This window comes from Sulfitobacter sp. M368, from assembly GCF_025141875.1.
GTDB classification, from domain to species: Bacteria; Pseudomonadota; Alphaproteobacteria; order Rhodobacterales; family Rhodobacteraceae; genus Sulfitobacter; species Sulfitobacter mediterraneus_A.
In genome coordinates this window covers 12,178-38,921 of sequence record NZ_CP081115.1, presented here as the reverse complement: position 1 = coordinate 38,921, position 26,744 = coordinate 12,178, and the positions used below count along the sequence as shown (strand labels likewise).

Annotated in this window: 27 protein-coding genes; 15 read left to right on the top strand and 12 right to left on the bottom strand. The window is 60.4% G+C overall.

The features are described from left to right. The first annotated feature begins 41 nt into the window (after nucleotides 1-41). Nucleotides 42-299: a FitA-like ribbon-helix-helix domain-containing protein gene (locus K3754_RS19590; protein ID WP_259943716.1), complete on the top strand. Its 258-nt coding sequence runs from the start codon at nucleotides 42-44 to the stop codon at nucleotides 297-299. Next, nucleotides 296-715, top strand: a complete 420-nt coding sequence (locus tag K3754_RS19585) for a type II toxin-antitoxin system VapC family toxin (RefSeq protein ID WP_259943714.1) — start codon at nucleotides 296-298, stop codon at nucleotides 713-715. The genes K3754_RS19590 and K3754_RS19585 overlap by 4 nt, the downstream gene beginning before the upstream one ends. 10 nt (nucleotides 716-725) lie before the next feature. Here the strand turns inward: K3754_RS19585 and K3754_RS19580 are convergent, their stop codons facing one another. After that, complete coding sequence (locus tag K3754_RS19580; RefSeq protein ID WP_259943712.1) at nucleotides 726-1,535, bottom strand: ferredoxin--NADP reductase; 810 nt, start codon at nucleotides 1,533-1,535, stop codon at nucleotides 726-728. Between the two features lie 161 nt (nucleotides 1,536-1,696). Between K3754_RS19580 and K3754_RS19575 the strand changes: the two genes are divergently transcribed. After that, nucleotides 1,697-2,863, top strand: a complete 1,167-nt coding sequence (locus tag K3754_RS19575; protein WP_203212475.1) for an amidohydrolase family protein — start codon at nucleotides 1,697-1,699, stop codon at nucleotides 2,861-2,863. On the opposite strand, the gene K3754_RS19570 is transcribed toward K3754_RS19575, so the two are convergent. Then, entirely contained in the window at nucleotides 2,860-3,300 is a 441-nt protein-coding gene (locus tag K3754_RS19570) for a MarR family winged helix-turn-helix transcriptional regulator (RefSeq protein WP_203212476.1), read from the bottom strand. The genes K3754_RS19575 and K3754_RS19570 overlap by 4 nt on opposite strands. 175 nt (nucleotides 3,301-3,475) lie before the next feature. On the opposite strand from K3754_RS19570, the gene K3754_RS19565 reads away from it, so the two are divergent. Next, nucleotides 3,476-4,003, top strand: coding sequence for a dihydrofolate reductase family protein (locus K3754_RS19565; protein WP_259943710.1), 528 nt, complete (start codon nucleotides 3,476-3,478; stop codon nucleotides 4,001-4,003). Between the two features lie 55 nt (nucleotides 4,004-4,058). On the opposite strand, the gene K3754_RS19560 is transcribed toward K3754_RS19565, so the two are convergent. The 7 genes from K3754_RS19560 to K3754_RS19530 all read right to left on the bottom strand — a co-directional run bounded on the left by K3754_RS19560 (nucleotide 4,059) and on the right by K3754_RS19530 (nucleotide 11,896). Beyond that, nucleotides 4,059-4,643, bottom strand: coding sequence for an amino acid synthesis family protein (locus K3754_RS19560; protein WP_203212478.1), 585 nt, complete (start codon nucleotides 4,641-4,643; stop codon nucleotides 4,059-4,061). After that, nucleotides 4,640-5,221: an amino acid synthesis family protein gene (locus K3754_RS19555; RefSeq protein WP_203212479.1), complete on the bottom strand. Its 582-nt coding sequence runs from the start codon at nucleotides 5,219-5,221 to the stop codon at nucleotides 4,640-4,642. Before K3754_RS19555 ends, K3754_RS19560 begins: the two co-directional genes overlap by 4 nt. Next, on the bottom strand, nucleotides 5,214-6,074 hold the full coding sequence (locus tag K3754_RS19550; RefSeq protein ID WP_259943707.1) for a UPF0280 family protein: 861 nt from the start codon (nucleotides 6,072-6,074) through the stop codon (nucleotides 5,214-5,216). Before K3754_RS19550 ends, K3754_RS19555 begins: the two co-directional genes overlap by 8 nt. Further along, on the bottom strand, nucleotides 6,074-7,561 hold the full coding sequence (locus K3754_RS19545; protein ID WP_259943704.1) for a 6-hydroxynicotinate reductase: 1,488 nt from the start codon (nucleotides 7,559-7,561) through the stop codon (nucleotides 6,074-6,076). Before K3754_RS19545 ends, K3754_RS19550 begins: the two co-directional genes overlap by 1 nt. Next, entirely contained in the window at nucleotides 7,554-10,295 is a 2,742-nt protein-coding gene (locus tag K3754_RS19540; protein ID WP_259943701.1) for a molybdopterin cofactor-binding domain-containing protein, read from the bottom strand. Before K3754_RS19540 ends, K3754_RS19545 begins: the two co-directional genes overlap by 8 nt. Continuing rightward, complete coding sequence (locus K3754_RS19535) at nucleotides 10,295-11,122, bottom strand: FAD binding domain-containing protein (RefSeq protein WP_409202396.1); 828 nt, start codon at nucleotides 11,120-11,122, stop codon at nucleotides 10,295-10,297. The genes K3754_RS19540 and K3754_RS19535 overlap by 1 nt, the downstream gene beginning before the upstream one ends. Nucleotides 11,123-11,206: 84 nt before the next feature. Beyond that, the gene (locus K3754_RS19530; RefSeq protein ID WP_259943695.1) at nucleotides 11,207-11,896 is read right to left on the bottom strand and encodes a copper chaperone PCu(A)C; all 690 of its coding nucleotides are present in this window, start codon (nucleotides 11,894-11,896) and stop codon (nucleotides 11,207-11,209) included. Nucleotides 11,897-12,000: 104 nt separating this feature from the next. On the opposite strand from K3754_RS19530, the gene K3754_RS19525 reads away from it, so the two are divergent. The 6 genes from K3754_RS19525 (at nucleotide 12,001) to K3754_RS19500 (ending at nucleotide 18,119) form a co-directional block, all read left to right on the top strand. Continuing rightward, a complete protein-coding gene (locus tag K3754_RS19525; RefSeq protein WP_259943692.1) occupies nucleotides 12,001-13,410 on the top strand; it encodes a hypothetical protein in 1,410 nt (469 codons plus the stop codon). Nucleotides 13,411-13,504: 94 nt separating this feature from the next. Beyond that, complete coding sequence (locus tag K3754_RS19520; protein ID WP_203212486.1) at nucleotides 13,505-14,809, top strand: ABC transporter substrate-binding protein; 1,305 nt, start codon at nucleotides 13,505-13,507, stop codon at nucleotides 14,807-14,809. A 35-nt stretch (nucleotides 14,810-14,844) separates the two neighbouring features. Continuing rightward, a complete protein-coding gene (locus K3754_RS19515) occupies nucleotides 14,845-15,771 on the top strand; it encodes a branched-chain amino acid ABC transporter permease (RefSeq protein ID WP_259943690.1) in 927 nt (308 codons plus the stop codon). Then, nucleotides 15,768-16,712 (top strand): branched-chain amino acid ABC transporter permease, encoded by a 945-nt coding sequence (locus K3754_RS19510; RefSeq protein ID WP_259943688.1) that lies wholly within the window; start codon nucleotides 15,768-15,770, stop codon nucleotides 16,710-16,712. Before K3754_RS19515 ends, K3754_RS19510 begins: the two co-directional genes overlap by 4 nt. Beyond that, complete coding sequence (locus K3754_RS19505; protein ID WP_259943686.1) at nucleotides 16,700-17,431, top strand: ABC transporter ATP-binding protein; 732 nt, start codon at nucleotides 16,700-16,702, stop codon at nucleotides 17,429-17,431. Before K3754_RS19510 ends, K3754_RS19505 begins: the two co-directional genes overlap by 13 nt. Then, entirely contained in the window at nucleotides 17,424-18,119 is a 696-nt protein-coding gene (locus tag K3754_RS19500; RefSeq protein ID WP_259943683.1) for an ABC transporter ATP-binding protein, read from the top strand. Before K3754_RS19505 ends, K3754_RS19500 begins: the two co-directional genes overlap by 8 nt. A gap of 16 nt (nucleotides 18,120-18,135) precedes the next feature. Here K3754_RS19500 and K3754_RS19495 read toward each other — a convergent pair whose 3' ends face one another. The 3 genes from K3754_RS19495 to K3754_RS19485 form a co-directional block, all read right to left on the bottom strand. After that, entirely contained in the window at nucleotides 18,136-19,170 is a 1,035-nt protein-coding gene (locus K3754_RS19495; protein WP_259943681.1) for a GlxA family transcriptional regulator, read from the bottom strand. Nucleotides 19,171-19,240: 70 nt separating this feature from the next. Next, nucleotides 19,241-20,524 carry an MFS transporter gene (locus tag K3754_RS19490; RefSeq protein WP_259943679.1) on the bottom strand — a complete coding sequence of 428 codons (1,284 nt, stop codon included), beginning with the start codon at nucleotides 20,522-20,524 and terminating at the stop codon, nucleotides 19,241-19,243. 151 nt (nucleotides 20,525-20,675) lie between these two features. Beyond that, entirely contained in the window at nucleotides 20,676-21,611 is a 936-nt protein-coding gene (locus tag K3754_RS19485) for a LysR family transcriptional regulator (RefSeq protein ID WP_259943676.1), read from the bottom strand. Between the two features lie 85 nt (nucleotides 21,612-21,696). Here K3754_RS19485 and K3754_RS19480 point away from each other — a divergent pair, with 85 nt between their 5' ends. The 5 genes from K3754_RS19480 to K3754_RS19460 all read left to right on the top strand — a co-directional run bounded on the left by K3754_RS19480 (nucleotide 21,697) and on the right by K3754_RS19460 (nucleotide 26,736). Then, the gene (locus K3754_RS19480) at nucleotides 21,697-22,719 is read left to right on the top strand and encodes a D-cysteine desulfhydrase (protein WP_203212494.1); all 1,023 of its coding nucleotides are present in this window, start codon (nucleotides 21,697-21,699) and stop codon (nucleotides 22,717-22,719) included. A 1-nt stretch (nucleotide 22,720) separates the two neighbouring features. Continuing rightward, complete coding sequence (locus tag K3754_RS19475) at nucleotides 22,721-22,867, top strand: hypothetical protein (RefSeq protein WP_259943672.1); 147 nt, start codon at nucleotides 22,721-22,723, stop codon at nucleotides 22,865-22,867. Beyond that, the gene (locus tag K3754_RS19470; protein WP_259943670.1) at nucleotides 22,864-23,604 is read left to right on the top strand and encodes an aspartate/glutamate racemase family protein; all 741 of its coding nucleotides are present in this window, start codon (nucleotides 22,864-22,866) and stop codon (nucleotides 23,602-23,604) included. Before K3754_RS19475 ends, K3754_RS19470 begins: the two co-directional genes overlap by 4 nt. A 233-nt stretch (nucleotides 23,605-23,837) precedes the next feature. Then, nucleotides 23,838-24,521 (top strand): sigma-70 family RNA polymerase sigma factor, encoded by a 684-nt coding sequence (locus K3754_RS19465; protein WP_203212497.1) that lies wholly within the window; start codon nucleotides 23,838-23,840, stop codon nucleotides 24,519-24,521. A 1-nt stretch (nucleotide 24,522) separates the two neighbouring features. Next, nucleotides 24,523-26,736 carry a flagellar hook-length control protein FliK gene (locus K3754_RS19460; RefSeq protein WP_259943667.1) on the top strand — a complete coding sequence of 738 codons (2,214 nt, stop codon included), beginning with the start codon at nucleotides 24,523-24,525 and terminating at the stop codon, nucleotides 26,734-26,736. Nucleotides 26,737-26,744: the final 8 nt, after the last annotated feature.

The window sequence follows — 26,744 nt, the reverse complement described above, 5'->3', positions numbered from 1 at the left end:
AGTGCTTACATGGTGAAGGAACGAAAAGAAGGAGACTTGGCATGCCGACCCTGACCATTCGCAATATCGCGCCGGAGGTGCATCAGGCCCTGCGGGAGCAGGCGGCGGCGCATGGCCGGTCGATGGAGGCCGAGGTGCGGGCGTTGCTCAGCAATCACACAGGCGCGGCGCAGCCCAAAGAGGATGGCGCGGCGTTTTATGATCGGTTGCGGGCGCGGTTTGCCGGAGTAGAGAGCGATCTGGATTTGCCAGAGCGGCGCCAGCCCCGAGATGCGCCTGACTTTGGCCCTGCGGGATGATCCTGCTCGATACCAATATCATCTCGGAAATCATGCGCCCCGAACCGGCCCCGGCTGTGCGGGACTGGTTTGCGCGGCAAACTCCGGCGGATTTGTATTTGAGCACGGTCACGCTGGGCGAGATCGGGTATGGTCTGCACCGATTGCCAGAAGGGCGCAGGCGGGATGGATTGATGCGGCAGGCGGACCGGCTGTTTGCCGAAGATTTTGCCGGAAGGGTGCTGAGCTTTGATGAAAGTGCTGCGGTGATCTATGGCCCGTTAGCTGCCGGGACACGGCAGGCGGGGTGGAACATGGCGGTGGAGGATCTGATGATTGCGGCCATTGCACTGGCGCATGGCGCAGCGGTGGCCACCCGCAATCTAAGGGATTTTCAGCACAGCGGTCTGTCTGTTCAGAACCCCTTTGAAGGTTAGGGTTAAGGCCCTAGTCCACAAACGCCTTTTCGACGACAAAAGTATCGGGGCGGTTATTGGCCCCTTCGACCAATCCAAACCCTTCCAGCGCCGCCTTGGTGTCGCGCAACATGTCCATTGATCCGCAGATCATGCCGCGGTCTGTGGCGGGTGCGATGGGCGGCAGGCCCAGATCGTCAAACACCTTGCCAGACGCCATAAGATCGGTGATGCGGCCCATAAAGGGATAATCCTCGCGGGTGGTGGTGCAATAGTGGCGCAGCCCTTGGGCAAATTCACCAACCAGCGGGTCATCTTTCACCGCCGCGACCAGTTCCTTGCCATAGGTCAGCTCGGCCACCTCGCGGCAGGTGTGGGTGAGGATTACCTCGTCGAATTTCTCGTAAGTTTCAGGGTCGCGGATCAGGCTGGCAAAGGGCGCAATGCCGGTGCCGGTGGCAAACATCCAGAGCCGTTTGCCCGGAAGCAAGGCATCATTGACCAGGGTGCCTGTGGGCTTGCGCCGCATCAGGATTGTATCGCCCACCTGTATCTTTTGCAGATGTTCGGTGAGCGGGCCGCCCGGCACTTTGATCGAGTAAAACTCGATCTCTTCATCCCAACTGGGCGAGGCGATGGAATAGGCGCGGAACACCGGGCGTTCGGCGTTGGGCAGCCCGATCATCACAAATTCGCCGGAGCGAAAGCGAAAGCTGTCCGGGCGGGTGATGCGGAACTTGAACAGGCGGTCGGTGTAATGCTGAACGGATGTGACGGTCTGGGCAAAGACCCCTGCGGGGATCGGTAACGCGCCTTGGGCGGCGGTTGCATCTAGGGACATTTTCACGCTCCGATAATCATTTGTATGCAAATGAATTAGCGAAGCAAAAAGCGGCTGTCAACACAGGTCTGATTTCGGCAGGGCAGGGGATAATCGCCCTTGACGGCGAGCCGCGAAATATTCGTATACTAACAATAAGAACGCATGTTGGAGGACGGTTCATGGACAAGTTGGTGATCAGGAATATCGGGCAGATCCTGTCGGGAAAACTCGAAGAGCCGATCTTTGACGGGGATTGTCTGATTGCGGTTGATGGCAAGATTTCCGCATGGGGCAAGGAAAAGGATCTTGATTGCGAGGGCGCGACGACGACGGTTGATGCCCATGGCGTGACGCTGGCCCCCGGTTTGATCGATAGCCACATTCACCCCGTGGTCGGGGATTACACCCCGCGCCAGCAACAGCTGCACTGGATCGACAGCACGCTGCATGGCGGAGTGACCACCCTGATCTCGGCGGGCGAGGTGCATATGCCGGGGCGGCCCAAAGATGTGGTTGGCCTCAAGGCGATGGCGATTGCCTCACAGCGTTGGTACGAGAATTTTCGCCCCTCCGGGGTCAAGGTGCATGCCGGTGCGCCGGTGATCGAACACGGCATGGTCGAGGAAGATTTCAAGGATCTGGCCGATGCGGGGGTCAAACTGTTGGGCGAGGTGGGTCTTGGCACGGTCAAGGATGGCAAGACCGCGCAGCAGATGGTCTCTTGGGCGCGTAAATACGGCATTCAAAGCACGATCCACACGGGCGGGCCGTCAATCCCCGGATCAGGGTTGATTGATGCGGATATGGTGCTGGAAACCGGAACCGATGTTGTGGGCCACATCAACGGCGGGCATTCGGCCTTGCCGGATGATCAGATCATCTGCCTGTGCGAAAGCTGCAAGGCGGCGCTTGAGATCGTGCACAACGGCAATGAACGCGCGGCGCTGCTGACGCTGAACACGGCGCGGGAACTGGGCAAGCTGGACCAGGTGATCCTTGGCACGGACGGTCCTGCGGGATCGGGGGTGCAGCCGCTGGGCATTTTGCGGATGATCGCGATGTTGTCCTCCTTGGGGAATGTGCCGGCGGAGCTGGCCTTCTGCTTTGGCAATGGCAACACATCGCGGCAACGCAAACTGGATACCGGATTGATCGAGGTCGGCATGTGCGCCGATTTTGTGCTGCTGGATCAGGCCCAACATGCGCCGGGCAAGAATATGCTGGAATCGGTGCAACTGGGCAATCTGCCAGGGGTTGGCATGACGATTATTGATGGGGTCGTGCGCAGCGAACGCAGCCGCAACACGCCACCGGCGGATAGATTGCCGGAGGTCGTTTCGGCCTAAGAGATCTTGCGCAACAGGTTGGCCAGCGTGCGCCGTTCCTGCGCGGTGAGCGGGGCAAGGGTGTCTTCGGTGATGATCAGGCCGGTCTGTTTGAGATCGTCAATCAGATCCGCGCCCTTCTCCGTCAGCGAGATGATGGAGCGGCGTTTGTCGACCTGATCGGGGCGCGATTGCATCAGCCCCTTGGCCTTGAGCCGGTCCACCACACCTTTGATCGTTGCCACATCCATCGCGGCCAGACGCCCCAGATGGTTTTGCGACACATCCCCCTGTTCGGCCACACGCAGCAAGGTGGTGAACTGGGTCGGCGTGAGGTTTTGCACCGCGTGTTTTTGAAAGATCGCCGCGTGCCGCTGGCTGGCCAGTCGAAGCAGATAGCCCACCTGATCTTCGAGGATATAGGCGGTCTCGCTGGGGGCAGGGGCGGTTCGGGTCATGAGCGTTCATACCGCAGGCAGGAAGTGATGCACAACGGGGAATGAAGTGGATTTGACAACCCCCGCATGCGTTGCCATATAAACCGCAACAGAGGAGTGCCCTGCCAGTGATCAAGTAAGTACCTGCAAGAACCGGCCCATTCGGCCCGATTGGTATTTATTCACGGAGCATTCCATGCATCCCATTATCTATGACGTTGCCGTCTCTGTTGACGGTTATATTTCTGGTCCTGACGGGGACATCAGCCGCTTTGCCCAAGAGGGAGAAGTGGTGGAAGACTACGCTGTGCGGTTGCAAACCTATGGCGCGGCAATCATGGGGCGGGGCACCTATGAGTTTGGCTATCGCTTTGGTTTGGAGCCGGGGCAAAACCCTTATCCCCATATGCAGACCTATGTGTTCTCAAAGCAGATTGATCTGCCCGATCAAAGCGACGTGACCCAGATGCAGGGGGATTTGAAAGCGCATCTGGATGATCTCAAAGCGACCGCGGGCGGGCCGGTTTATCTGTGTGGGGGCGGGGCCTTTGCCGGGGCGTTGCTGGCGCTTGGGGCGATTGATCTGTTGCGCCTGAAGCGTGCGCCGATCGTGTTGGGCGGGGGTGTGCCGCTGTTTGGCGATGGCGCAGCGGCGCCAGATCTGAAGCATCGGTCAACCAAGGTCTATGAGGGCGGATACCTGTTTCAGGAATTTGCCCTGTGAGCCCTGCCACATGAGCAGGATGGCGGGCAGGCTTAACCTGCCCGCCTGATTTCATTTAGCGCAACCCGTCTTTGCCCTCGGCCTCGTCATGGGTCAAACCGCCCACGCGGGGCAGGGGCCGGCCGCTGTCGGTGACGGCCACGGCGACCATGATCTCATTGGCGCGGGGGGCGTCGTTGAGGCAAACCTCGATTCCGTCAAAATGGCTGCGCACATAGGCGGCGTCCTTGTGGCCCAGAGGCACATCGAGCACCTGACCGGGGCTGCCCATCTTTTTCGAAGAGGCGACCAGAGCTGCGCCTTTTTCCACGGCGGCCCGGAGGGGTGCGCCAAGTTTGGGATGCAGGATCGCGGCGGCATGTTCCAGCTCACCGTTTTCGCCGACCATGGCGGATTTGCCGTAGCTTTGCGCCTGCGCCGGCGTGATGCCAAGGGCCGCGACACATTTGTCGCCCAGAAGCGCGCCCAGTTCTGCGCCGATGTCCATCAGGGCACTGAGGTCTTCCTGATAGACCCCGGCAAAGGGGTTTTCGATCACCGCCACGGCGACGGCCTTGCGGGTGGGCGGCGCAATGTTGCGGCCCATTTCGCTGTGGGTTTCCTCGACGTTGACGGCAATTTTGCGGATCTTGGCGGTCATCTCAATCCGTCCTCCCCTTTTATGTCTGCGGCGGCCAATCCGCCAGCGCGATTGTGAATGCGTGCGCCCGTGGTCATCACCAGAATGAGCATCATCTCATCGGCGCGCGGCGCGTCGTTGAGGCCCACTTCCATGCTGTCGAAATGGCTGCGCACATAGGATGCGTTAATATGGGTGATCGGTACATCAAGCCGTGCGCCAACGCCGCCGACCTTTTTGGTGGAGGGCACGATGGCGTTAGATCCATTCAGCAGCTCGCGCATCGCGTAACCGCCGGGGGCGTGCCAAAGTGCGCCATGCTCCAACTCTCCATCTGCGCCGATCAGAGCAGCTTTGCCGTAGCCTTCGATTTGGTCGGCACCGCCAAGCATCTCGACCAGCTTTTCCGCCATCGACAGGCCGAGCGGTTTGAGATCCTCCATAAAGGGTTGGATGTCCGGTTCGTACCGTCCGGCGAAGGGGTTCTTGATCACCGCCATCACAGCGGCGCGTTTGAGGGATTTGGCAGGCACTGGGCCGCCCTCGTGAAAGATCTCTTCGATCACGCGGCTGGTTTTGCGCAGAATAACGTCAGGCATGTTCAGCGGTCCTTAAGCTGAGGGAAGCGAGGGGCGCGGTGCAGCTTTGGCTGTCCCCTTGCAGAAACAGGGCTGCACCAAGAATGCGGCCCTTTTGAATCAGATCATCGGCGCGTTTGCGCCCCTGTTCAAGCGCCAAGCGGCGGTCTGTTGCGGGCAACGCGCTGCAATGGGTGACCACGGGCAGATCGCCAAGGTCGCTGTTGTCATCAAGGCTGCTGGCCGGGGCGCGGGTGATCGCGGGATGGTTGGGCAGGTCCACGGCATTGGCGATCATCGTGGCGGCAACGTCCGCTTCGGCGGCGGTGCGGGCCAGCACGGTGACGCTGTCGGCGATGCCAAGGCTGAGACTGCGGCCATGGCGTCCACTGGTGGCGATGCCGCGAATGGGCGTGTCCTGTGTGATTGTGATGCGGCCCAGATCACTGCCGTCATGGCCGGACATAGCAGATGTGAAATGCTGTCCTTTGGTCAGATGCAGGGCGATGTCGCCGCCGTTGTTCACATAGGCACGGGTCAGGGGCGTGGCGGCGCAGATGGCGTGCAGGACGTGATCGGCCACAGCACCGGCAACGGCAGCCATCGGGGTGACGAAACTCTCTGCCGCATAAGGATAGGTGGCAAGGTGCATCTGGCAGGCGATGGCCCCGTTGGGCGGAGGGCTCTCCGTGCTGAGCGGTTGGCGCAACGCAGGCAGTTCCCGCACCAGTTCCTCCAGCACAGTGGCAAAGCGGGCCTGCGCGGCGGCAAAGGCGATTTTGCGATCACCCTCGGCCCCGATGATCAGGTCTATCGGTCCGTGTTGCAGGTGCAGACGGGTGCCACCCGGCAAAAGATGAGCCTGCGGGCCCATCAGGACTTGTCGCCCTTGGCCCAGCGATAATTGGTATGGGCCATCGGATCATGTCCATGCGCCTCTGGCTTGACCTTGCGGGTGACGCCGGTGACGGAGGACACGGGTTTGACCTCGCTCATGTGGCCGCCAAGGGTGGCGTAGTCACTGACCCGCAGGGAAAATTCAATCGGGGCGACCAGGGCAGGGGTCGGCACGTAACCAAATGATCCGGTGGGCATGTCCATCACATCGACCATCACCGTGATACCGCCGCCGGGCCAGACATAGGCCTCCGCGCCGCCGCAGGACACATGGGTCAGCGCGTCTTTGACTGAACGGGTCAGGCGCACGGGGTTTTCAGTGACGCCTGCCCGCAGGCTGCCGCCCGCGCCGCCCATGAACAGCACCGAACAGATCGAGGGTTCGCAGTTTTCCGCGATCAGATCGCAAGAGGCCCGCAAGGCATCCGGCATCGGTGCGGGTTGTGGCACCAGATCGGCGTCCAGTTCGTAATAGCCTGATTGTTCGCCCGTGGTTGAAACCATCAGAAGCCGCAGTCCGGCCCATGCCACCTTGGGGTTGAAGGGACCAAGGATCGCAAGCGGATCTTCGATATCGGTGCCGCCCCAGCCAGTGCCGGGCTCGGCCACCTGAAAGTAACGTCCCGGCGTGGAGCGGCGGCCAAGGATCTTGATGCCGGTGGGCGGCACATCGAGTTCCTTGCCCGCCTGATGTTCGGACAACACGCCGGTGATATGGTCATCGACCACGACCACATCTTCGGCATGAGACAGCCATTGTTTGGCAAACATCCCGATGGTGGCAGAGCCGCAGCCCACCCGCATCAGCTTTTCCGGCAGCCCGTTGATCACCGGCGCTTTGCCGGCCTCAACAACGATGGTGGTGGCGTGATCGTCCTCTCCGATGATCATTTCCACCGGTTCGCGGTTGCACAGTTTCAAAAGGGCATCGCAGGTTACGCGGCCTTCTTTCTTGGTGCCGCCAGTCAGGTGTTCGACCCCGCCCAGCGACAGCATCTTGGACCCGTATTCAGAGGTCATCACATGGCCAATCGGCTCTCCATCCACCCGCACCACATCGCGTTCGTGGCCAATGTGGCGGTCGGTGTCGATCTTCACCTTGACGCCGCAGTAGGAAAAGATGCCCTCGGTCACAACGGTGACCATATCGACGCCTTCAACGTCCTGACTGACAATAAAGGGCGCGGGTTTGTAATCGGGATAGGTGGTGCCAGCGCCGACAGCGGTGACAAAGGGGCGGTCGCCTTTGACGATATTGCCATCCCATTCATCGGCGGGTGTGTCCGACAGGAACGGCACCAGCTTTTGATCGGTGCCTTCGATGATGGTCAGCGCATCAAGGCGCACCAGATCACCGCCGTGGTTGGCATAGCGGTCACAGGCACCGATCTTGCCATCAGCGATGTAGCACATCACCGGGCAGGCGTCGCAGCGGATCTTTTCGGGTTTGGCGCGTTCAGTCATGGGATTTGGCCTTGAGTGCAGCGCGGACGCGGGCGGGGGTTGCGGGAACCTGTGTGATGCGGACACCGGTGGCATTGTGGATCGCATTCAGGATCGCGGGGGCGGTCGGGATCAACACATGTTCGCCCAGCCCCTTGGCCCCGTATGGCCCGTGGGCGTCCGGCTCTTCGATGATCAGGGTTTCAACGGGGGGCATATCGCCAATGGTCGGGATCAGGTAATCATGCAGGTTCTCGGTGCGCCCCGGAATGTATTCTTCCATCAAAGCCATGCCGAGACCCTGCGCAATGCCGCCTTGCACCTGACCTTCAACCAGCATCGGATTGATCGCCTTGCCCACATCATGGGCGGCAACAAAGTGTAGCGGCTTGACGGTGCCAAAGGCAGTATCGACCTCGACCACCACCAGATGCGCGGCAAAGCCAAATTGCGCATAGGGTGCACCCTGGCCGTTTTTATCCAGCGGTTTGGTGGGCGGATCATAGGTTTCCTCGGAGCGCAGCACATAGCCTTCGCCATCGGCGGAGAGGGTCGATAGCGCAAAGCTGTGGCGGCCCGCGTTGTCAGTGGCGTGGATCATGCCATCTGCGATTTCAAGCTGGGCGTCTTGGGCGACATTCATCCGCTCAAGGATCTGGGCGCGCATCGCCGCGCCCGACAATCGCGCGGCATTGCCCGAGACATATGTCTGCCGCGAGGCGGAGGTTTTGCCCGCATCCGGTGTCACGTCCGTATCCGCCCCGATCAGGGTCAGGGCATGGACCGGCACGCCAAGGGCGGTGGCGAACAATTGGCTGATCACGGTGTTGGCGCCTTGCCCGATGTCCATTGCGCCTTGGTGCAGGGCGATCGTGCCATCGGCGCGGATGCCCGCCTTGATGGTGGAGGGGTTGGGCAGGGAGGTGTTGCCACAACCGTACCAGCCCGCCGCAATGCCGACGCCGCGTTTGAGAGTGGTATTGGCCGCGTTGAATGCCGCCGCCGCGCCGCGTTCCTTGGCCCATGCGGGGCGCAAGGCCTCCAGACAGGCGCGAATGCCGACCCCTTGGGAAAACACCTGTCCGCAGACCGTGGGCGCGTTGTTTTCCAATGCGTTGAGGATGCGGAACTCCAGCGGATCGAGGCCAAGCCTGTCTGCCAGCACGTCAAACAGGCTTTCTTGTGCAATCGCGGCCTGAGGCACGCCAAAGCCGCGAAAGGCACCCGAAGGCGGGTTGTTGGTGTGTATGCCCTTGGATTCGGCGCGGTAGTTGGGGATGCTGTAGGGGCCGGACGCATGCACCGGTACCCGGTTGGCCACGGTCGGCCCCCAACTGGCATAGGCGCCGGTGTCAAATTCGCCATAGAAGTCATAGCCGGTGATCTTGCCGGTGCGGTCCGCGCCGATGCTCAGGCGGATGTCGGAAGGGTGGCGCTTGGTGGTGCTTTGCATCGATTCACTGCGCGAATAGGTCAGGCGCACGGGTTTGCCGGTCTTGATCGCGGCCATCGCCAGATAGGGCTGCACGGAAATGTCCAGCTTGGAGCCAAAGCCGCCGCCCACGCCGGTTGGCACAATGCGGATGCGGCTGCGATCCCAGCCAAGGATGATCTCAAGCGCCTCAAGATCCATGACGGGGGCCTGGGTGCAGGCGTAGACCTCGACACGGTCCCCATCCATACGGGCAAAGCCGGCTTCAGGCTCAATATAGGCATGTTCGACAAAACCGCTTTGGTAGTGGCCTGACACGGTGACATCCGCAGAGGCCAGCGCGGATTTGGCATCGCCGCAAGCGACAAAGCCGCCGCACATCACGTTCATGTCCCGGCCTTTGTGCAGCTCTGCGGCTTGATCCGTTTGGGCGCTGTGAATGTCGGTGCTGGCGGGGCGTTCCTCCCACGTCATGGGGAAAGTGGCGGGATCGAAGTTGCGGATCATCTCCGGCGTTCCGATCACGGCGGCGACGGCTTCACCCCGAAAGCGGGTTTCGCCCTGGGCAAAGACGGGTTGATCCATGAACTGCGGAATGACGCCAAACACGTTGCGGCCTGTGATATCGGCAGCGGTCAGCACGGCCTCAACGCCAGCGGTGTTGGCAACAAATCCCTCCAGATCGCCAAAGGTGAAACCGGCGCGAGGGAAGGGCGAACGGATCACCAAAATCTCAAGCGTGCCGGGCGGCGCGATATCGTCGCCGAAGGTCTCGCGCCCTGCGACTTTGTCCGCGCCATCGAGGCGGCGGATTGCATCGCCTGCATGACCGGGTGCATCGCGGGTGAGGGCAGGGGCGCCCATCACGGCGTCGATGATCTTGCGATATCCGGTGCAGCGGCACAGCACCCCGCCAAGCGCATCCTGCACCTGCGTTTCTGTCGGCTGCGGATTGGCCCGCAGCAGCGCCACGGCTGAGGCCATCATCCCCGGTGTGCAAATCCCGCATTGCGCCGCGCCGTGGTTTTGAAAGCTCTCGCCCAGGGCATGGGCAATCGGATCATTGGCATGCAGGCCGGCGGGGGTTTCCACCGCGCGCCCCGCGACCTGTTGCGCGGGCATCAAACAGGCGCAGACGGAGGCGCCGTCCACCAACACGGTGCAGGCGCCGCAATCGCCCGCGTTGCAGCCGATTTTCACATCCCGCGCATCAAGCTGTTCGCGCAGCATCTCTGACAGGCGTTGGCCGGGGGCGGGATGGCATTGGGCGTGCTGCCCGTTGAGGGTAAAGGTCGTGGCGGAAAGGTCGGTGGGTTTGTTCATCACGCGGCCGCCTCTGCAATCGCACGGCGGATCTGCTCGGCCACCACATCAAGGCGGTAATCGGCGCTGCCGCGCACGTCGTCGATTGGGGAGAGGGGGGCAAGGTGGTCAGCTTCGACAGCGGCCTGATGCACGGCTTTCCCGATCAGCGCCTGTTCCAAGGCGGGCAGTCGCTGGGCCACGGGGGAACAGGCCCCAACGGCGATGCGGGTCTCGGTAATCCGGCCATTGGAGTCGAGGCAGATCAGGCAGGCGGTCATGGTGATGGAGATCACCAGATAACGGCGGCTGCCCAGCTTTTCAAAAGAGGAGGTGGCGTTCTGCGGTGGCTCCGGCACAAGGACGGCAGTGAGCAATTCGTCCGGGGCCAATGCGGTCTGGCGCACGCCGGTGATGAACTGTGCCAGGGGCAGAACACGCGCCCCATTGGCGGCGCTGGTCAGTTCGACCTGCGCATCAAGGGTCAACAGCGGCGGAACGCCATCCGCTGCAGGAGAGGCATTGCAAAGGTTTCCGGCAATCGTTCCGGCGTTCTGGATCTGGATGCTGCCGACCTCGGCTGCGGCGGATTTGAGCCCGTCGAAGGCCGGGGGCAGATCGGCGTTGAGGATCTCTGTCCATGTGGTGGCCGCGCCAAACCGATAACCCGCCTCGGTGCGGCTGATGCCGGACAGCCCGGCAATGCGGGTCACATCAAGAAAGAACGCTGGCCGCTGCCCCTGCCGCGCGGAGGGATAGACATCGGTGCCGCCCGCGACGACCTTACCGCCCTGACGGGTGAGGGTCTCAAGGGCCGAGGCCAGATCTGTCGGATTGTGATAGCTCACCATGGCTCCCGTTGCATTATTGTTTGTATGCAAATGATATGAAGGCACCCCGGTTTTTGTCAACCGGATTCGGGGCGCTTTGGCTCAGGGAATGGTAAAGGCAAACTGCGCCGCGACGGGCACCCCATCCGCCAGATAGGGGCGGTGGTCATGGCTATTGAGCGCGACGCGCAGGTCGTAGCTGCCCGGGCTGAGTGCGCCGATGTCAAAGCGGGTGTCGTAAAGCCGCCCGAGTTTCAGACCGTTGAGATAGATATGCGCATGACCCTCGCCCGGCACATGGGGTGTGCCGTCCTCTACCCTCACAAAGGCGAAATTTTCGATGCTCAGGCGCATTTCAAACCCATCGGCATCGACCTGCGCCGGTGGAATCAGGGTCGGGGCAGGGGAGGTGCTGACGCCTGCGCCGCTGTGATCCATCGTGGTGCTGCCGGCGTGGATCACCCGTGTTGAGACCTGCTGCCCGTTTGCAAAGGACAGGGTGAGGGGGATAAAGCCGCCTTGGGTAAAGTCATCCCCGCCGCCGCGCAGCATCAGATGGGCGCCGTCCATGGCCAGCGATGCCTTGCCGCCGCCCGGCACGATCAGCGCCGCGCCATCATGGCCGGGGTTCATCACCATCAACATCTGTGCCTGAGGCGAGGAAGCGCCCAAAAATGTGCTGGCCGCGCCGTCATTGACCATGTCGAGTGTGACCATGAACATGTCATTGCGCCCCTCAACCGGCACGGCTTTGGCGTTCTCGATCGTGATGGAAGGGCGGTTGGCGCTCATGCCCCAAAAAAGGGCAAGTGCACAGGCCCCGAGGATGACAATAGCGGCAATACGTCTGATCAAATCACTTGCTCCCTGACGGATAGTCGGTTGTATCTAAGCACATGAAACGCCGCCCGTTACCCCCCTTTTTTGCCGCCGCGCTGATCGCGCTTTGGCCCGCGCCGCTTTGGGCGCATGCGTCAGAGCAGGGGTTTGTGCTGTTGCTGCCGACCGGTGCCTATACCGTCGCAGGCACATTGGCGGTGGTGTTTTCGCTGGTGCTGGTGACGGTGCTGTCACCCCGTGTGCTGGCGGTTTTGTTTCGGGCGCGGCGGCTCAGTTTTTCGCTGAATTGGCCTGCGGGGCAGATGGCAATCTCCATCCTTGGCACCGTGGTTTTTCTGGCTTTGGTATACATCGGTCTACAAGGGCCGACCGATCCGCAGAACAATCTGCTGCCGCTGACACTTTGGACGGTGTGGTGGGTTGGCCTGTTTGTGGTGCAGGGTTTGGTCGCGGATGTCTGGCGCTGGATCAATCCGTGGACGGGGGTGCATCAACTGCTTGCCGGAGGCAGTGCGCCGCTATTGCGCCTGCCGGAACGCTGGGGCGCTTGGCCGGCGGTTGCGGTGTTTTTGATGTTTCAGGGGTTTATCCTCGCCGATGTTGCACCGAACGATCCGGACCGTCTTGCGCTGTTTGCGCTGGGATATTGGGTGTTCACACTGGCGGGGATGATCCTCTGCGGGTCAGAGCGGTGGCTGGCGCAGGTGGAATGTTTCACGGTGCTGTTTGCCCTGATTGGCCGGTTGCGTCCGGTTCAGGCAGGCGGGCAGGGGCGCTATGGTTTTGCCGGATGGCGTGCGGTGGTGGAGGCGCCGCTGCATCCAAGCCATGCGGTGTTCTGTCTGGTCATCCTCGCCTCGGGCAGCTTTGACGGGCTGCATGAAACCTTTTGGTGGCTCGCCCAGATCGGGATCAACCCGTTGGCGTTTCCGGGGCGGTCTGCGGTGGTAATGCCGACGCTGGTCGGGCTTTATGCCGCCAACGCGGCGCTGATCACGGTTTTTGCGCTGGCGGTCTGGGTCGGCCTTGTGGCGGTGCGCCGTTGGGGCGGGGGGCAAGCGCCCGGTTTTGGAGTGGCCTTCAACAGCTTTGCCATCGCGATCCTGCCGATCGCGCTTGGCTATCATTTCGCCCATTATTTCGTGACCTTTCTGGTGCAGATCCAATATGTCGCGGCCACCCTTGCGGACCCTTTGGCGCGGGGGTGGAATCTGTTTGGGCTGGGCGCGGTGCGGGTCACGACAGGGTTTCTCAACACGCAAGACACGGTCCGGGTAATCTGGATCACGCAGGCGGCAGCGGTGGTGGCCTCGCATATCCTGTCGGTGTTGATGACTCATCACCTGGCTGCCGGATTTGTGCAGAAAAACAGGGATTTGATTGCGCTTCAGATCGGACTGAGCCTGCTGATGATTGCCTATACGATCTTTGGTCTGTGGTTGTTGGCCAGCCCCAGAGGCGTATAGTGGTTTCAGAAAGTTCTAGACATTTCGTTTGTATACACACAAACTTCAACGATGAAGCACTGACAAAAGTGCCATCACAGCATGGGAGAATTTTATGTCGGACGGGAATTTCAAGTCTTCGAAGTTAAGCCGCAGGTCCACTTTGTTGGGCCTTGGTGCCAGCGCGGGCGCATTGGCCACGGCGGGCGCATTGCCGGGCACATTGGGGTTTGCCCAGGCGCAAAGTTCCGCGCCGATTAAAATTGGGTTTCAGAAACATGCCACGGGCATCGGCGCGGCCTATGGGCGTTGGTATGGCGCAACCACGGATGCGGCGGTCAAGCGGATCAACGACAATGGCGGCATCAATGGCCGTCCGGTAGAGATCGTGGTCGAGGATGATGGCACCGACCCCAAACGCGGCGCAGAGGTGCTTGAGAAATTTGCGACGCAGCATGAATGCGACATCGCCTTTGGCACGCTGTTCAGCCATGTGGTGATCGGATCGGCCCCCCGCGCAGGCGAATTGAAGCTGCCCTATTTCGTGGTCTCCGAAGGCCATCACGTCGCAAGTGGTATGCTGAACCGCTATACCCTGCAGCCCGGCATCACCGATGTAAAAAGCCAGGTGCAGTCGATGGCACCTTTTGTGGCTGGCAACCTCGGCAAGAAGGTCACGATGATCTTCCCTGACTTTGCCTTTGGCCATGATCACCGCGATTTCTTTTCCGCCGCGATTGAGGCGCAGGGCGGTGAGGTGGTCGCCAAGATCGCGATCCCGCCGACCGAGACATCTTTTACCCGTTATTTCCCGTCGATCCCGCGTGAGACCGAGGTGATCTATCATGTGATGGTTGGCCCTGCGGTTCTGACCTTTGTGAAGGAACTGGGCGAATTCTTTGGCCCAAGCCGGCCCGAGATCTTTGGCTTTATCGACAGCCTTGAGGCGGTCAACATCAACAGCCCCGGATTGGAGTTTCTCGAAGGGACATACTTCTGGGAGGGGATGCCGCGCCACGCGCAGGCCGATCAGACCTCGCATGACAAGGCGTATCGCGCTGCGGTGGGTGTCGATGATCGGGGCGCGTCGCTTTCGGATGGCAAGGACGTGTCGACCTTTGCCCATATGTTTGGCTGTTGGGAAACGCTCAACATCATCAAGGCAGGCATGGAAGCGTCCGATTATCAGGGACCGGCGGACCGGGCCAAGCTGATCGAGGCGGTTGAGGCCATGACAGACATGCCGGAAAGCGATGACCATCCGCAGGGGCCGAAGCAGTTCAACGGCAAGACCCATCAGGTCTTTGGTCAGCAGTACATTTCCAAGGTCACAGATGGCAAACTCGTGCGGGCGCATACCGCGTCGATCGAGGATGGCATGTATGAAGATGAGGTCGATTACACCGCGCAGTCCTTCTAAGCGGTTCAACCCTTTTCAAAACAGGCAAGATACCTATGGAATTTGGTCCTCATCTGATGCTCGCCTCCCTAGAGGGGGCGGTCATCGCGGCGATCCTGTCATTGACGGCGATGGGGTTGAGCATCGTGTTCGGTGTGATGCGTGTGGTCAACGTGGCGCATGGCGAATTTTTCATGCTGGGCGCGGTCTTGGCGTGGTACGTGACATCGGCGCTTGGCGGTCATCCGGCGCTGGGGTTTGTTACGGCGCTTTTGATTGTGCCGGTTCTTGTGGCAGCGATTGCAGCGACGGCGGACCGGTTGATCCTCAAGCGGATCGATTATGATGCGGACCGGACCATCGTCGGCACCATCGGTATCTTGTATATCATCCAGCAAACTACGCTGATGACATTTGGCCCGGACGCCCGCCCGGTGGAGGCGCCTTTCAACACGCGCCTGTCTCTGCCTTGGTTCGAATTTGGCGAGAATGGTTTTGCGATGTTCTGGCCCTGGGGGCTGAGCACCACCAGCTACAAGCTGTTTGTGATTGCGGCGGCGGTGGTGATCCTGCTGGGTCTGTGGATGGTGATCACCCGCACCAAGATTGGTCTGGTGATGCGCGCCACCCAGCAAGACAGCGAAATGGCTCAGGCCTTTGGCGTTCCGGTGGGCACGGTCTATTCGCTGGTGTTTGGTCTGGGCGCGGGGCTGGCCGCATTGGGCGCGGTTCTGGTCGTGCCGATCCAGCAGGCGCATTACCTGATGGGGCATGATCCGCTGCTTCTGTCGTTTATCGTGGTGATCATTGGCGGGCTGGGCAGCCTGCCGGGCACCATTGTTGCCGCGATCCTGATCGGGATGAGCGATGGCATCATCTCGGTGTTCTTTTCCCCGACCATTGCCAAGATCATTGCAACACTTCTGGTGGCGATGGTGCTGGTGTTCCGCCCGCAAGGCCTGCTGGGGAAGACCGCGCCATGACATCATCGCGTAAATCGACCTTGCTGCACCTTGGAGTGCTGGCCCTTCTGGTGGTGCTGTTCTTTGTCCTGCCGCCCTATCATGCGGGCAACCTGTCGCGGATCATGGTGCTGGCGATCTATGCGATGGGGTATAACCTTTTGTTCGGTTACACCGGTTTGCTGAGCCTTGGGCACGCAATGTTCTTTGCGGCGGGCATGTATGGCTTTGGTCTGACGCTGAACCTTGGCGGATGGCCGGTGCCGCTTGCCTTTGTGGCGGGGGTTATCTGCGCCGGGGCGCTGGCGCTGGTGATCGGGTTGCTGGCGCTGCGCACGGCGGGTGTGGCCTTTATGATTGTGACGCTGATGTTTGCGCAAACCGGTTATCTGGTTGTTCTTTATTTCGGCACCTATACGCGCGGCGACGAAGGTTTTGTGATCCAGCAGGCGCAGCGGATGTTGGGCGGGATCGACCTGACCAGCGAGACCGGGCGTTACGTGACCGCGCTGATCCTGTTTGCCATCTGTTTTCTGGGGCTGGCGCGGCTGGTGCAGACCCCCTTTGGCCGCACGTTGGTGGCGATCCGCGAGAACGAGGAACGCACGCGGATGCTGGGCTATGACGCGGGCAGTCACAAATTGCGGGCGCTGGTCCTTTCAGGGGCGGTGTCCGGTGTGGCAGGGGTGGCCTATGCTTTGCTGTTCGGCTATGTCGGGGCGACCTTTGCCACCGTGCAATATTCGATCTTTCCGCTGCTTTGGGTCTTGCTGGGCGGGGCGGGCACAACAATCGGGCCGCTGATTGGGGTCTTTTTCATGTTCTATCTGATCGACACCTCCAGCACCTACACCAACGCCTATATGCTGATCGCGGGTGTGGTACTGGTGCTGCTGACGGTGTTCGCGCCGCAGGGTCTGGCGGGTGAATTGCGCAAGAGGGTTTTCAAATGGCTGCCGTGAGCATTCTGGAAACCCGCGGCCTGACCAAGGCCTATGGCGGGGTGCTGGCCAACTCAGATGTGAATTTCAAACTGGCCAAGGGCAAGGTGACCGCGTTGATCGGGCCCAATGGCGCGGGCAAATCCACCTTTGTCGGCATGGTCAGCGGCCGGACAGAGGCGACCAGCGGTCAGGTGTTTTTTGAAGGCCAGGACATCAGCCATCTGCCCGCGCACAAACGGATGCAGCTGGGGCTGGCCTATACATTCCAGATCACCTCGATCTTTCCGGGGCTGAGCGTGCATGAAAACGTGGCCTTGGCCGCGCGGCGCAAACTGGGCAAAGACCGCAAGGCCTTGGAGGCCAAGGTGCAGGCGGTGCTGACCCGCGTTGGCATTGCGGACCGGGCCGAACAGATCGCCGGTGATCTCAGCTATGGCCACCAGCGCATTCTTGAGATTGCCATGGGTCTGGCGCAAGACCCGCATGTGTTCATTCTGGACGAGCCGACACAGGGTCTGGCGGACACCGAGGTGGATGACTTTATCAAGCTGGTGCGCTCGCTGGCCGGAGAAACCACAATCCTGCTGATTGAGCACAACATGAAGGTGGTCATGGAAACCGCGGATTTCATCACCGTTCTGGATCAAGGCATGGTGCTGGCCGAAGGCACACCCGCCGAGATCCACGTCAATGCCGATGTGCAGGCCGCCTATCTGGGGAGCACGCCGCATGCTTGAGGTCAACAACATCCATGTGGCCTATGGGCAGGTCAAAACCCTTTACGGCGTGTCCCTGTCGGCGCAGCCTTCGCAGATCCTGTGCCTTCTGGGGCGCAACGGGGCGGGCAAGACCACGATCATGAAATCCATCATGGGCCTGCTGCCCGTGTCCGAAGGCAGCGTGACGCTTGAGGGCGAAGACCTGACCAATATGCCGGCGCATCTGATCCCGCGCCGGGGCATCGGGTATATCCCGCAGGGCAGGCGGCTGTTCCCAGAATTGACAGTGGCGGAGAACATCGAGATCGGATTGATGACCCGAAAACAGGGGCCGGATACCCGCGATTGGGTTTTGGATCTGTTTCCGCGTCTGCGCGAACGGCTGGGGCAGGCGGCGGGCACGCTGTCGGGCGGAGAACAGCAAATGCTGGCGACTGCCCGTGCGCTATGCCTGCGGCCAAAGGTATTGCTGCTGGATGAGCCGACCGAGGGTTTGCAGCCCTCGATGATTGAACAGATCCGGCAGGTGATCGTGCGGATGAAGGCCGAAGGCTTTGCCATCGTTCTGGTGGAACAGAGGGTCGATGCGGTGTTGTCGATTGCGGACAAGGTGGCCTTTATCGAGAATGGCCGCGACGTGGAAACCACCAGTGCCGCCGATCTGGAACAGAATCCGGACAAGCTGACCCGGTATCTGGGCGTCTGAGCTTGGGGGTCAGCCCTTAATCAGCGCGTTTCTTGCGGCGGGTGCCATAGGGCGTTTCGCCGAACCGCGCCCGGAAATGCCGCGAGAACACTGCGTCGGAGTTGAACCCGCTGGCCATCGCCACTTGCATCACGCTCAGATCCGTTTCCATCAGCAAGGCCCGCGCCCGGTCCAGCCGGATATTGCGGTAGGTTGCGGCAGGGGATTCCCCCAGCAGGGTCTTGAACTGCCGTTCGATTTGCCGGCGCGAGACATGGGCGCGCTCGGCCAGTTCCTCAAGCGAAAGGGGATGTTCGATGTTCTGGTACATCGACCGCATCACCTCCAGCACTTTGGGATTGCGCGACGAGATCGCCTTGGCAATCGACGATCGCTGTTCACGGGCAGGGGCCAGATCGGCGGTGTTGAGGCACATGTCAGAGACAGCAATGGCAAAGTCCTCGCCATAATCCTGAGCAATCAGCGAGATCATCATTTCGGTCGAAGCCGCGCCGCCGCCGCAGGTCAGCACCCCGCCATCGGTTTCAAAGCGGCGCAGGGTTGGTGTCAGATCTGGAAAGGCTTCGGCAAATCCGGGCTGGTTTTCCCAATGCAGGGTGAATTGCCGGTCCTTCAGCAATCCGGCCCGCGCGAGGGTTGCGGCGCCCGTGCAAATGCCGCCCACCGCACCGCCAAACCGCGCATGACGGCGCAGGGCAGACAGAACCGCATCACTGGCGACCTCTGGCCCGCGATTGCCGGAACAGACAAACAGGTGCAGATCCTCATCAAGATCGGGCAGTGGCGCATGCACGCCCACATCCACGCCGGAGGACGACACAACAGGCTGGCCATCTTCGGACATAACCACCCAGCCATAGAGCGGCTTTTGCGACAGTTGATTGGCAATGCGCAGCGGATCAAGCGCGGCGCTAAAGGCCAGCAGGGTAAATTCGGGCAGAAGTAGAAAGCCGAACCAGCGGGTCGGCTGCACATGCCGCACCGGATAGGTGAACGCACCAGCGGGCACCAGATCACGCCGATGCTGGCGCAGAGGGGGGGAAGCGGCCATCACATGCTCTCCTAGATGTCTCGACGTCAGCTACCGCAGATCATCCCAAACGCAAACAATTTTTGCGCCGCTATTCCAAACCCGATGCGCCTTCCTTGCTCTGATCGCGGTCTGCCTGAAGCTCTGCCGCATCTGCGGCAAAGGCGGCGGTTTCAGGGGTAGAGACCCGCGCCAAAGGTGACGCCTGAAACACGCCTTTGTCCTTGTGCGCCACAGCGGCCCGTGTCCGCAAACGCAGCAGGGCAAAAAGGATCAAACAGATATGCGCAGTGGCCGTCACCGCAAACAGGCTGGACGCGCCAAAGCTGGTCATCGCCAGACCCGCCAGCGTTGGCCCCGCAATGGACCCGATGCCATAGACCAACAGCAAGCCGCCACTGACCTGAATAAACGTGCCGGGGGCGGCATGGTCATTGGCGTGGGCCACGATGATCGGATACATCGCATAGACCGTGGCGCCAAACAGCGCGGCAAGCACCCGCACGCTGGCCGGATCGGTAAAACCGCCAAACATGAACAGCAGATCCGCCAGCAGGGCCAGGGCCGCAATCACCACAAGGATGATGCGCCGGTCAAAGCGGTCCGAGGCGAACCCGACAGGGATTTGCGCCGCCGCGCCAGCAAGGATCGGCACAGAGGCAAAAAGCGCAACATCACTCAGGGTCAGGCCAATCCGTGCGGCATAGACGGCTGCCAGCGTGCCAAAGGAGGCATTAGATATGCCCACCATCAGAACCGCAAAAAAGGCGATGGGCGAATTGTTCCAGAGCCCGCGCAGGTTCAACGACACGCTGGTCAATGGTTTGGGGGTCGATGTCGCAAAGATCGCGGTGGGCAAAAGCGCCAGGCAATAGACCATCGCAGCAACCGCAAAGAACAGATATCCGCGGGCATCCCCAAGGGTCAGCACCATCTGGCCCGCGGTTGTCGCGGCCAGGTTTACCATGGTGTAGATGCCGAACACCCGCCCGCGCGAGGCCGCATCGGCCCGCTCATTCAGCCAGCTTTCGACGATCATCGCGGCCCCGGCAAAGCAAAAGCCAGAGAGCGCCCGCACCGGTATCCAGACCATCGGCGAGATCAAAATCAAAGACAGCAGGACAGCTATCGCGGCCAGCGCACACATCGCGCCAAAGGCCCGAATGTGCCCAACCCGCGCCACCAGCGCCGGTGTGCGCAAACAGCCCGCCACATATCCAATGGCCCAACCGGTGCCGAGCAAGCCCAGCGAAGCAGCGGAGAAACCTTCCGCCTCTCCGCGGATCGGCAAGATGAGACCGTTCAACCCGCCTGCGAACAGCAGAAAAGCGGATCCCAGCAAAAGCGCCGACAGTGGCAGTAGGCTTCTTACCATGTGGGAATCCACCGGAGGGCTTTTGGAACATATTGCTCGGGCATCAATGCTGGGCCTTTTCTGGCTTTGTCTCTTTTAACATAATCATACTTATCAGGAGTGATGTCCAATGGGGGGGGATCCACAAACGAAGTGCAAATCCTCAAACCCGTCAATTGGCCATATCCGCGATTTCAGGGCCATCCCGGACCATAGACCAAAGCGCCTCTGCGTGTTTGGGTTGGGTGCCGGTGAGCCGTGTCAGCGTAATGTCGAGGGTGAAGCCCGGCAAGGTGTCTGTGAGAAGGGTCAGTTCACCCGCCGCCAGTTCATCACCGATCAACGATTGGGGCACCCAGCCAATCCCGAGACCGCGTTTGACAAATTCAACAACCGCAAGGCCAAGGCCGGTCTCTGCAATGCTCACGAATGCAAACTTCGGGTCGGCCTGGAACTGGATCATCTTGCGCTGGACCTCGCCAAGAAAGACGCTGGTTGGATAGCTGATGATCGGCACGCGTCTGGCCGCAAGGTCATCAACAAGTTCCGGATTTTGCACCAGATTGGCCACGGGCACAAACATCTCTTGCCCGAGCAAGATACGATCGCTGAATTCCGGGTCAAATCCCGACACTTCATCCTTGGCCTCGTAGGTCAGGGCAAACTGTGCTTCCCGTTTGACCAAACTCAGCAGGCAATCGCTTTTGGTGCCGGATTTGACCCGCACGTTCACGGCCTGATCACGGGACACAAAGGCCACAAGTGTTGGTGCCCAGGACGCTGTTAACGTGTGCTGACAAACCAAGGTGATACGGTGATGCAGGGCATCCTGTGGGTCAGATAATCTGCGGCTGACAGTTTTGAGGGCTGCCACCGCGTCGCGCATTTCCGGCACGCAGTCCAAGGCATGCGGGTGCAGGACAATGGGTTTTCGGCTCCGGTCAAACAGCTCGCACCCCAGCGCAGTTTCGATTGACCTGATGCGCCGGGTGAATGCGGACGGCGTCAAGAACCGGGTTTCAGCGGCGGCGTTAAACGATCCGCTGTCCAGGACGGACAGGATATCTTCAAGCCATTCAAGCCGCATGGACACCTCGATAAGTTGCACATCTTGCAAGTTAATACGGAAATTTCGAACTTGAGGTCAAGGTCGCTGGGCGTAGACATGACAATAACGCAATTAGGAGTTTCCCATGCATCTCGCCCGCTATCCCCGCCGGTTCATCGCACATTTGCCCACCCCTCTGGAAAAACTGGATCGGCTTTCGGCCGAACTGGGCGGGCCTGAGATCTGGATCAAACGGGACGATTGCACGGGGTTGTCCACGGGCGGCAACAAAACCCGCAAGTTGGAGTTCCTGATGGCCGAGGCCGAGTTGGCAGGCGCGGATGTGGTGATGACCCAAGGCGCGACCCAGTCAAACCACGCCCGTCAAACCGCAGCATTTGCCGCCAAGCTGGGTATGGCCTGTCATATCCTGCTCGAAGACCGGACCGGTTCCAATGACGCCAACTACAACCACAACGGCAACGTCTTGCTGGACCATCTGCATGGGGCGACCACGCAGAAATTTACCGGTGGTCTGGACATGAATGCAGAGATGGAAAAAGTCGCGGACCAGATGCGTGCGGATGGCCGCAAGGTCTATACCATTCCCGGCGGCGGTTCGAATCCGACCGGGGCGCTTGGCTATGTCAATTGCGCGTTCGAGATGTTGAACCAGTTTAACGAGCGCGGTCTCAAGGTCGATCACATCGTCCATGCCACCGGCAGCGCCGGCACGCAGGCGGGTTTGATCACCGGCCTGAAAGCGATGAATGCGCAGATCCCACTGCTCGGTATCGGTGTGCGCGCACCCAAGGCCAAACAGGAAGAGAACGTCTATAATCTGGCCTGCGCCACAGCCGACAAACTGGGCTGTTCCGGCGTGGTTGCCCGTGAGGATGTTGTGGCGAACACCGATTATGTCGGCGCGGGCTATGGCATTCCGACGGAATCGGGGATGGAGGCCATTCGCATGTTTGCCGAACTGGAATCCATCCTGCTTGATCCGGTCTATTCGGCCAAGGGCGCGGCGGGTTTTGTGGATCTGATCCGCAAGGGCCACTTCAAAAAGGGCGAGCGGGTGGTCTTCCTCCACACAGGCGGATCTGTGGCCTTGTTTGGCTATGATGCGGCGTTCGACTTCCAGAACCGCTGGACCTCGGCGGCCTGAGATGCCGCGACTGGTCTGCGGATCGTCCACACAGCAAGACGCCCATCCGGCAAAGTCGGATGGGCTTGCGCTTGCTGTGTTCGCTCTGAACGCATCGGGTGTTGCGCGCCTGCCTTTTGATGTCTTCAACGCGGAGCCATCCAAATGACACTGCCGACGATTGGCATATTGGGCGGTATGGGGCCGGAGGCGACGATCCTGCTCCAGCAACGTTTGATCGCGGCCGTTGCGGCGCAGGATGATGCGGATCACATCCCATTGCTTGTGGACATGAACCCACAAGTGCCGTCCCGCCTAGCGTGGTTGCTTGATCATACCGGAACGGACCCCGGCCCTGTCCTCGCGGGGATGGCGCGGCGATTGCAACGGGCGGGCGCGGCGGCGCTGGCGATGCCTTGCAACACCGCGCACCATTTTGCCCCGCAGATTGCCGCCGCGGTCGATATACCTCTGATGCATATGCCGCAACTGGCCGCCAAGCAGATCGCAGGGCAGCATGGCAGCGGCACGAAGGTCGGTATTCTGGCCTCCCCGGCGACGCAGAAAATCAACCTCTTTCATGATGCATTGCACATCCGCAACTGCGACGCGGTTTATCCCGCAGATCAATCCGGGCTGCTGGAGGCGATCCGCAGGATCAAGGCACAAGGCCCCTGCCCCATGAGCGCCGCCGCCCTGCAAGACGGCGCCGAGGCGCTGGTGGATGATGGATGTGAATGCCTGATTATTGGTTGCTCCGAATTCTCGATCATCGCTGATAGGCTGCGAGCGCCGGTGCCGACAATCGACACGCTGGATGTGCTTGTGGATCACATCGTGGCTTTTGCGGGGGCAACAAGACGGACGGACCAGCCGCAACTTGCCGAAGAACAGTTTATCCTTTGAAAAACGATCCGCGTGGCCAATATGGGGCGCATCACAAGGACAAACCACACACTTTCTGATCTGGCTTCCGTTCGGATGTAACCAGTACAGATTTGCCAATAATTGCCAAAAACTAACACTGTTCGGAGGCAACAATCCTTTTCTTTAACCAAGTGTTAATCAGAATATTCTTTGCATGATCAAGGATCTGTGGGATTGTTTCCAAAAATAAGAAAATCTTATTGGGCAGTGACATGGCAATTTCTTACGCAGCGGCGCGCAATGCGCCTCTGTTGGAGTTCGAAGACGAAAGACTGTTGATCCGTGATTGGCAGCAGGCAAAGGACCGTTGCGCCCTTGAGGCGTTGATGTTGTCCCATGCCCGTATCGTGTTTTTCTGGGCTCGCAAACTTAGCCCCGACAAGACCGAGCAAGAAGAGTTGGTGTCCGAAGGATTGTTAGGTTTGATCCGTGCGGCTGACATGTTTGACCTGGCGCGGGAGGTGCGCTTTTCCACCTATGCGCGTTGGTGGGTCAAAAACTCTGTGCTGACCGCGCTCGCCCGTTTGCGGTCGGTCGTCGAAACCCCGGTCAGCGCAAAGGGTGATACCCCGCCGATCGCAAAACAATCATTGGATGACGACACCGTTTACAATTTTCTTGTGTGTGATGAGCCAACACCAGAAGAAATGGTCATCCGCAACTCCTCGCTTGATCTGATGCGGCAAAGGATCAGCGAAGCGATGAGCGGCCTTGATGAGATTGACCGCGAGGTCGTGGTGTCGCGATCCCTCAAACAGCCGCCAGACAGCATCGGCGATCTGGCAGACCGGTTAAGCATGAGCACCAGCAAGCTGCGCCAATTGGAGCGGCGGGCCATGTCGCGCCTGAAGAATGAACTGATGTCGCGCGGCGTCCTGACAAGCAGGGCGCAATGAGATGTTGAATCTGGTTTTCCCAAACACTTCGACGACCAAAGGCACAGGATCTCCTTCGGCCAACGCCGGGGCGACAACCCTGCCAGCAGGGTTTGGCGTGATGGTCAAAACGGCGACGGGCACCGCAACTGTTGATGCTGCTGCCTTGGTCACCGGTGCGATTGCGGCGCCCTCCCAGACAGGGCAGGCGGTTGCGTCTCTGTCCATGCCTTTTCTTGGTGCGGCGGTGCAAACCGCAGAAACATTGATCCCCGAAGGCGCCCTTGTACCAGATCCACAAGCGCCCGAGACAGGTGTTGCCGTACCTGCCCCGGTGGTGGCCGGGATCGCTCCACAGCAGATTTTGCCGGACCTTGGAACCGAAGCAGGCCAAGTTTCGGCGCAGATCATGCCGGGTGCCGCGCACACCATTGAGACTGGAGAAACCACTAAAGCGGCTGTTCAGCCAGTTGTTCTTGCGTCGGTGCCGCCAGCCGTTGCGGGTGAGATGCAGACCCAAACAACGATTGATACGGTTGTGCCGCCAAGCGCAAAGATCACTCCGCCTGCAGGCGCTGTTCCGGTTCTGACACAAAGTCCGGTTGGGCCATCACCCCTGCCGACCACAGGCAAGGCTGAAACCTCTGCTGCAACCGCGATCCAGCACGTGCCAACCGCTCCGGGCCCTGCGCAACCTTCGGTGCAGGTGACAGCAACAATCGAAAATGCGCCGCAGTCAAGCGCCAACCTGAATTTGGCCACCACCACCACGGCGCCTGACGTTTCAGTGACGGCGGAACCGGCGGCCCCAAAAGGTGAGACCCCCAAAATCGCGGTGCCCCCGCAAGCCGCTGTTCCGATGAAACAAGCGGTGAGCCAGGGTCAACCGGTTGTAAATGTAACCGATGACACAGCCAGCGAAACGCAGTTGGGGCAAGCTCGGCAAATTGCTACGCAAGCCGTTGTCTCTACGGCGTCCGAGAGAACTAATTTTTCTGTTGAAAAACAGCCTATTACGGCGGCGGCACAACTGAAGGTCAAACCAGTTGGGGCATCTGTTCCAACCCAGATAACTCCGTTGGAGAATGCATCCAAACAGGTGCCGACAACGGTGCCTCTGCCGGTGCAGGCCACGGGCGTAGCCAAGACTGCGCAAGTGGTGAAAGCCGCATCTGCAGCGCCGGCGAATTCTGCGGCTAATGCGCCGGTTGTCTCCAATACCGTGCAACCAAACGTGCCCGCCGCTGCCAATCCGGTCCTGTCCGAACAAGGGCCATCGGTTGAAACCGAGGCCAAACACCCTGCGCCGGTGAACACGCCTGCGATCGCCGCAAAACCTGAAGGGTTGGGCGTACCAGCCACCCCCGCGCCGAAATCGGTTGCGGTTGCAGTCCCTGCCGGCGTCGTCGCGCCAACCACCAATGAGCAAGCCCAATCCGTGACGCCAACCGCAGTGGCGGAGAAAGCGACCGGCACGCCAACTGCGCCTGCCCAAATCTCTACGATCCAAGCGGTCACGGCACAGCGAAATTTGGTCAGGCCAGCCCAGGCAACGAACCAGACCAGCAAACCCGCGGTAGCGAAGCCGGAAACCGTTCAGCCGCAGGCACCGACCCGCGCGGAAACCCAGCAATCCGTTTTTGAAGCGCCAACAGGGCAGCAACCTGTGGTGCAGGCAAAAACCGAAACCGCCCTAACCCCGGTCGCGGGGCCAATTGGCGCGGTGTTTGAACCCATCGATCCGACCCTCGCGCCGCGCTCCGATGGCGCGCCTGTGCAAGGATTTGATCCTGCAAGCGCGGCCAAACTTGCCGCCCCGCAGGAGGCTGCGCCAAAGGCGCCACCAAAACCGTTTGCAGAGGCGCTGATCTCGCAGGTGAAATCCGTGGAGGTCAGTGAAGGGCGCACTTCGGTCAGCCTGCACCCGCGCGGGCTTGGCAATATCGAGATCGAGGTTGTGACGGAGAAAGATGCCGCGTCCAAAGTTGTGGTGCGCGTTGAAAACCCCGCAGTGTTGCAAAGCCTGAGAGATGAACGCGATCTGTTGGCGCAAGCCATCGGGCTGTCTGATGGCAGCGTTCTGGAATTCCACGACCACCAGCCCAATGATCCATCGGGGGGGCAAGGTGGCCACTCCCGGTCTTCGGGTCAATCAGGCGAGACCAGTTTGACGGCTGACACCGCGCCCCAGCACACCGATGTGGTGGGCGACGGACAGCTGGATATTTTGACATGAAAAGGAAC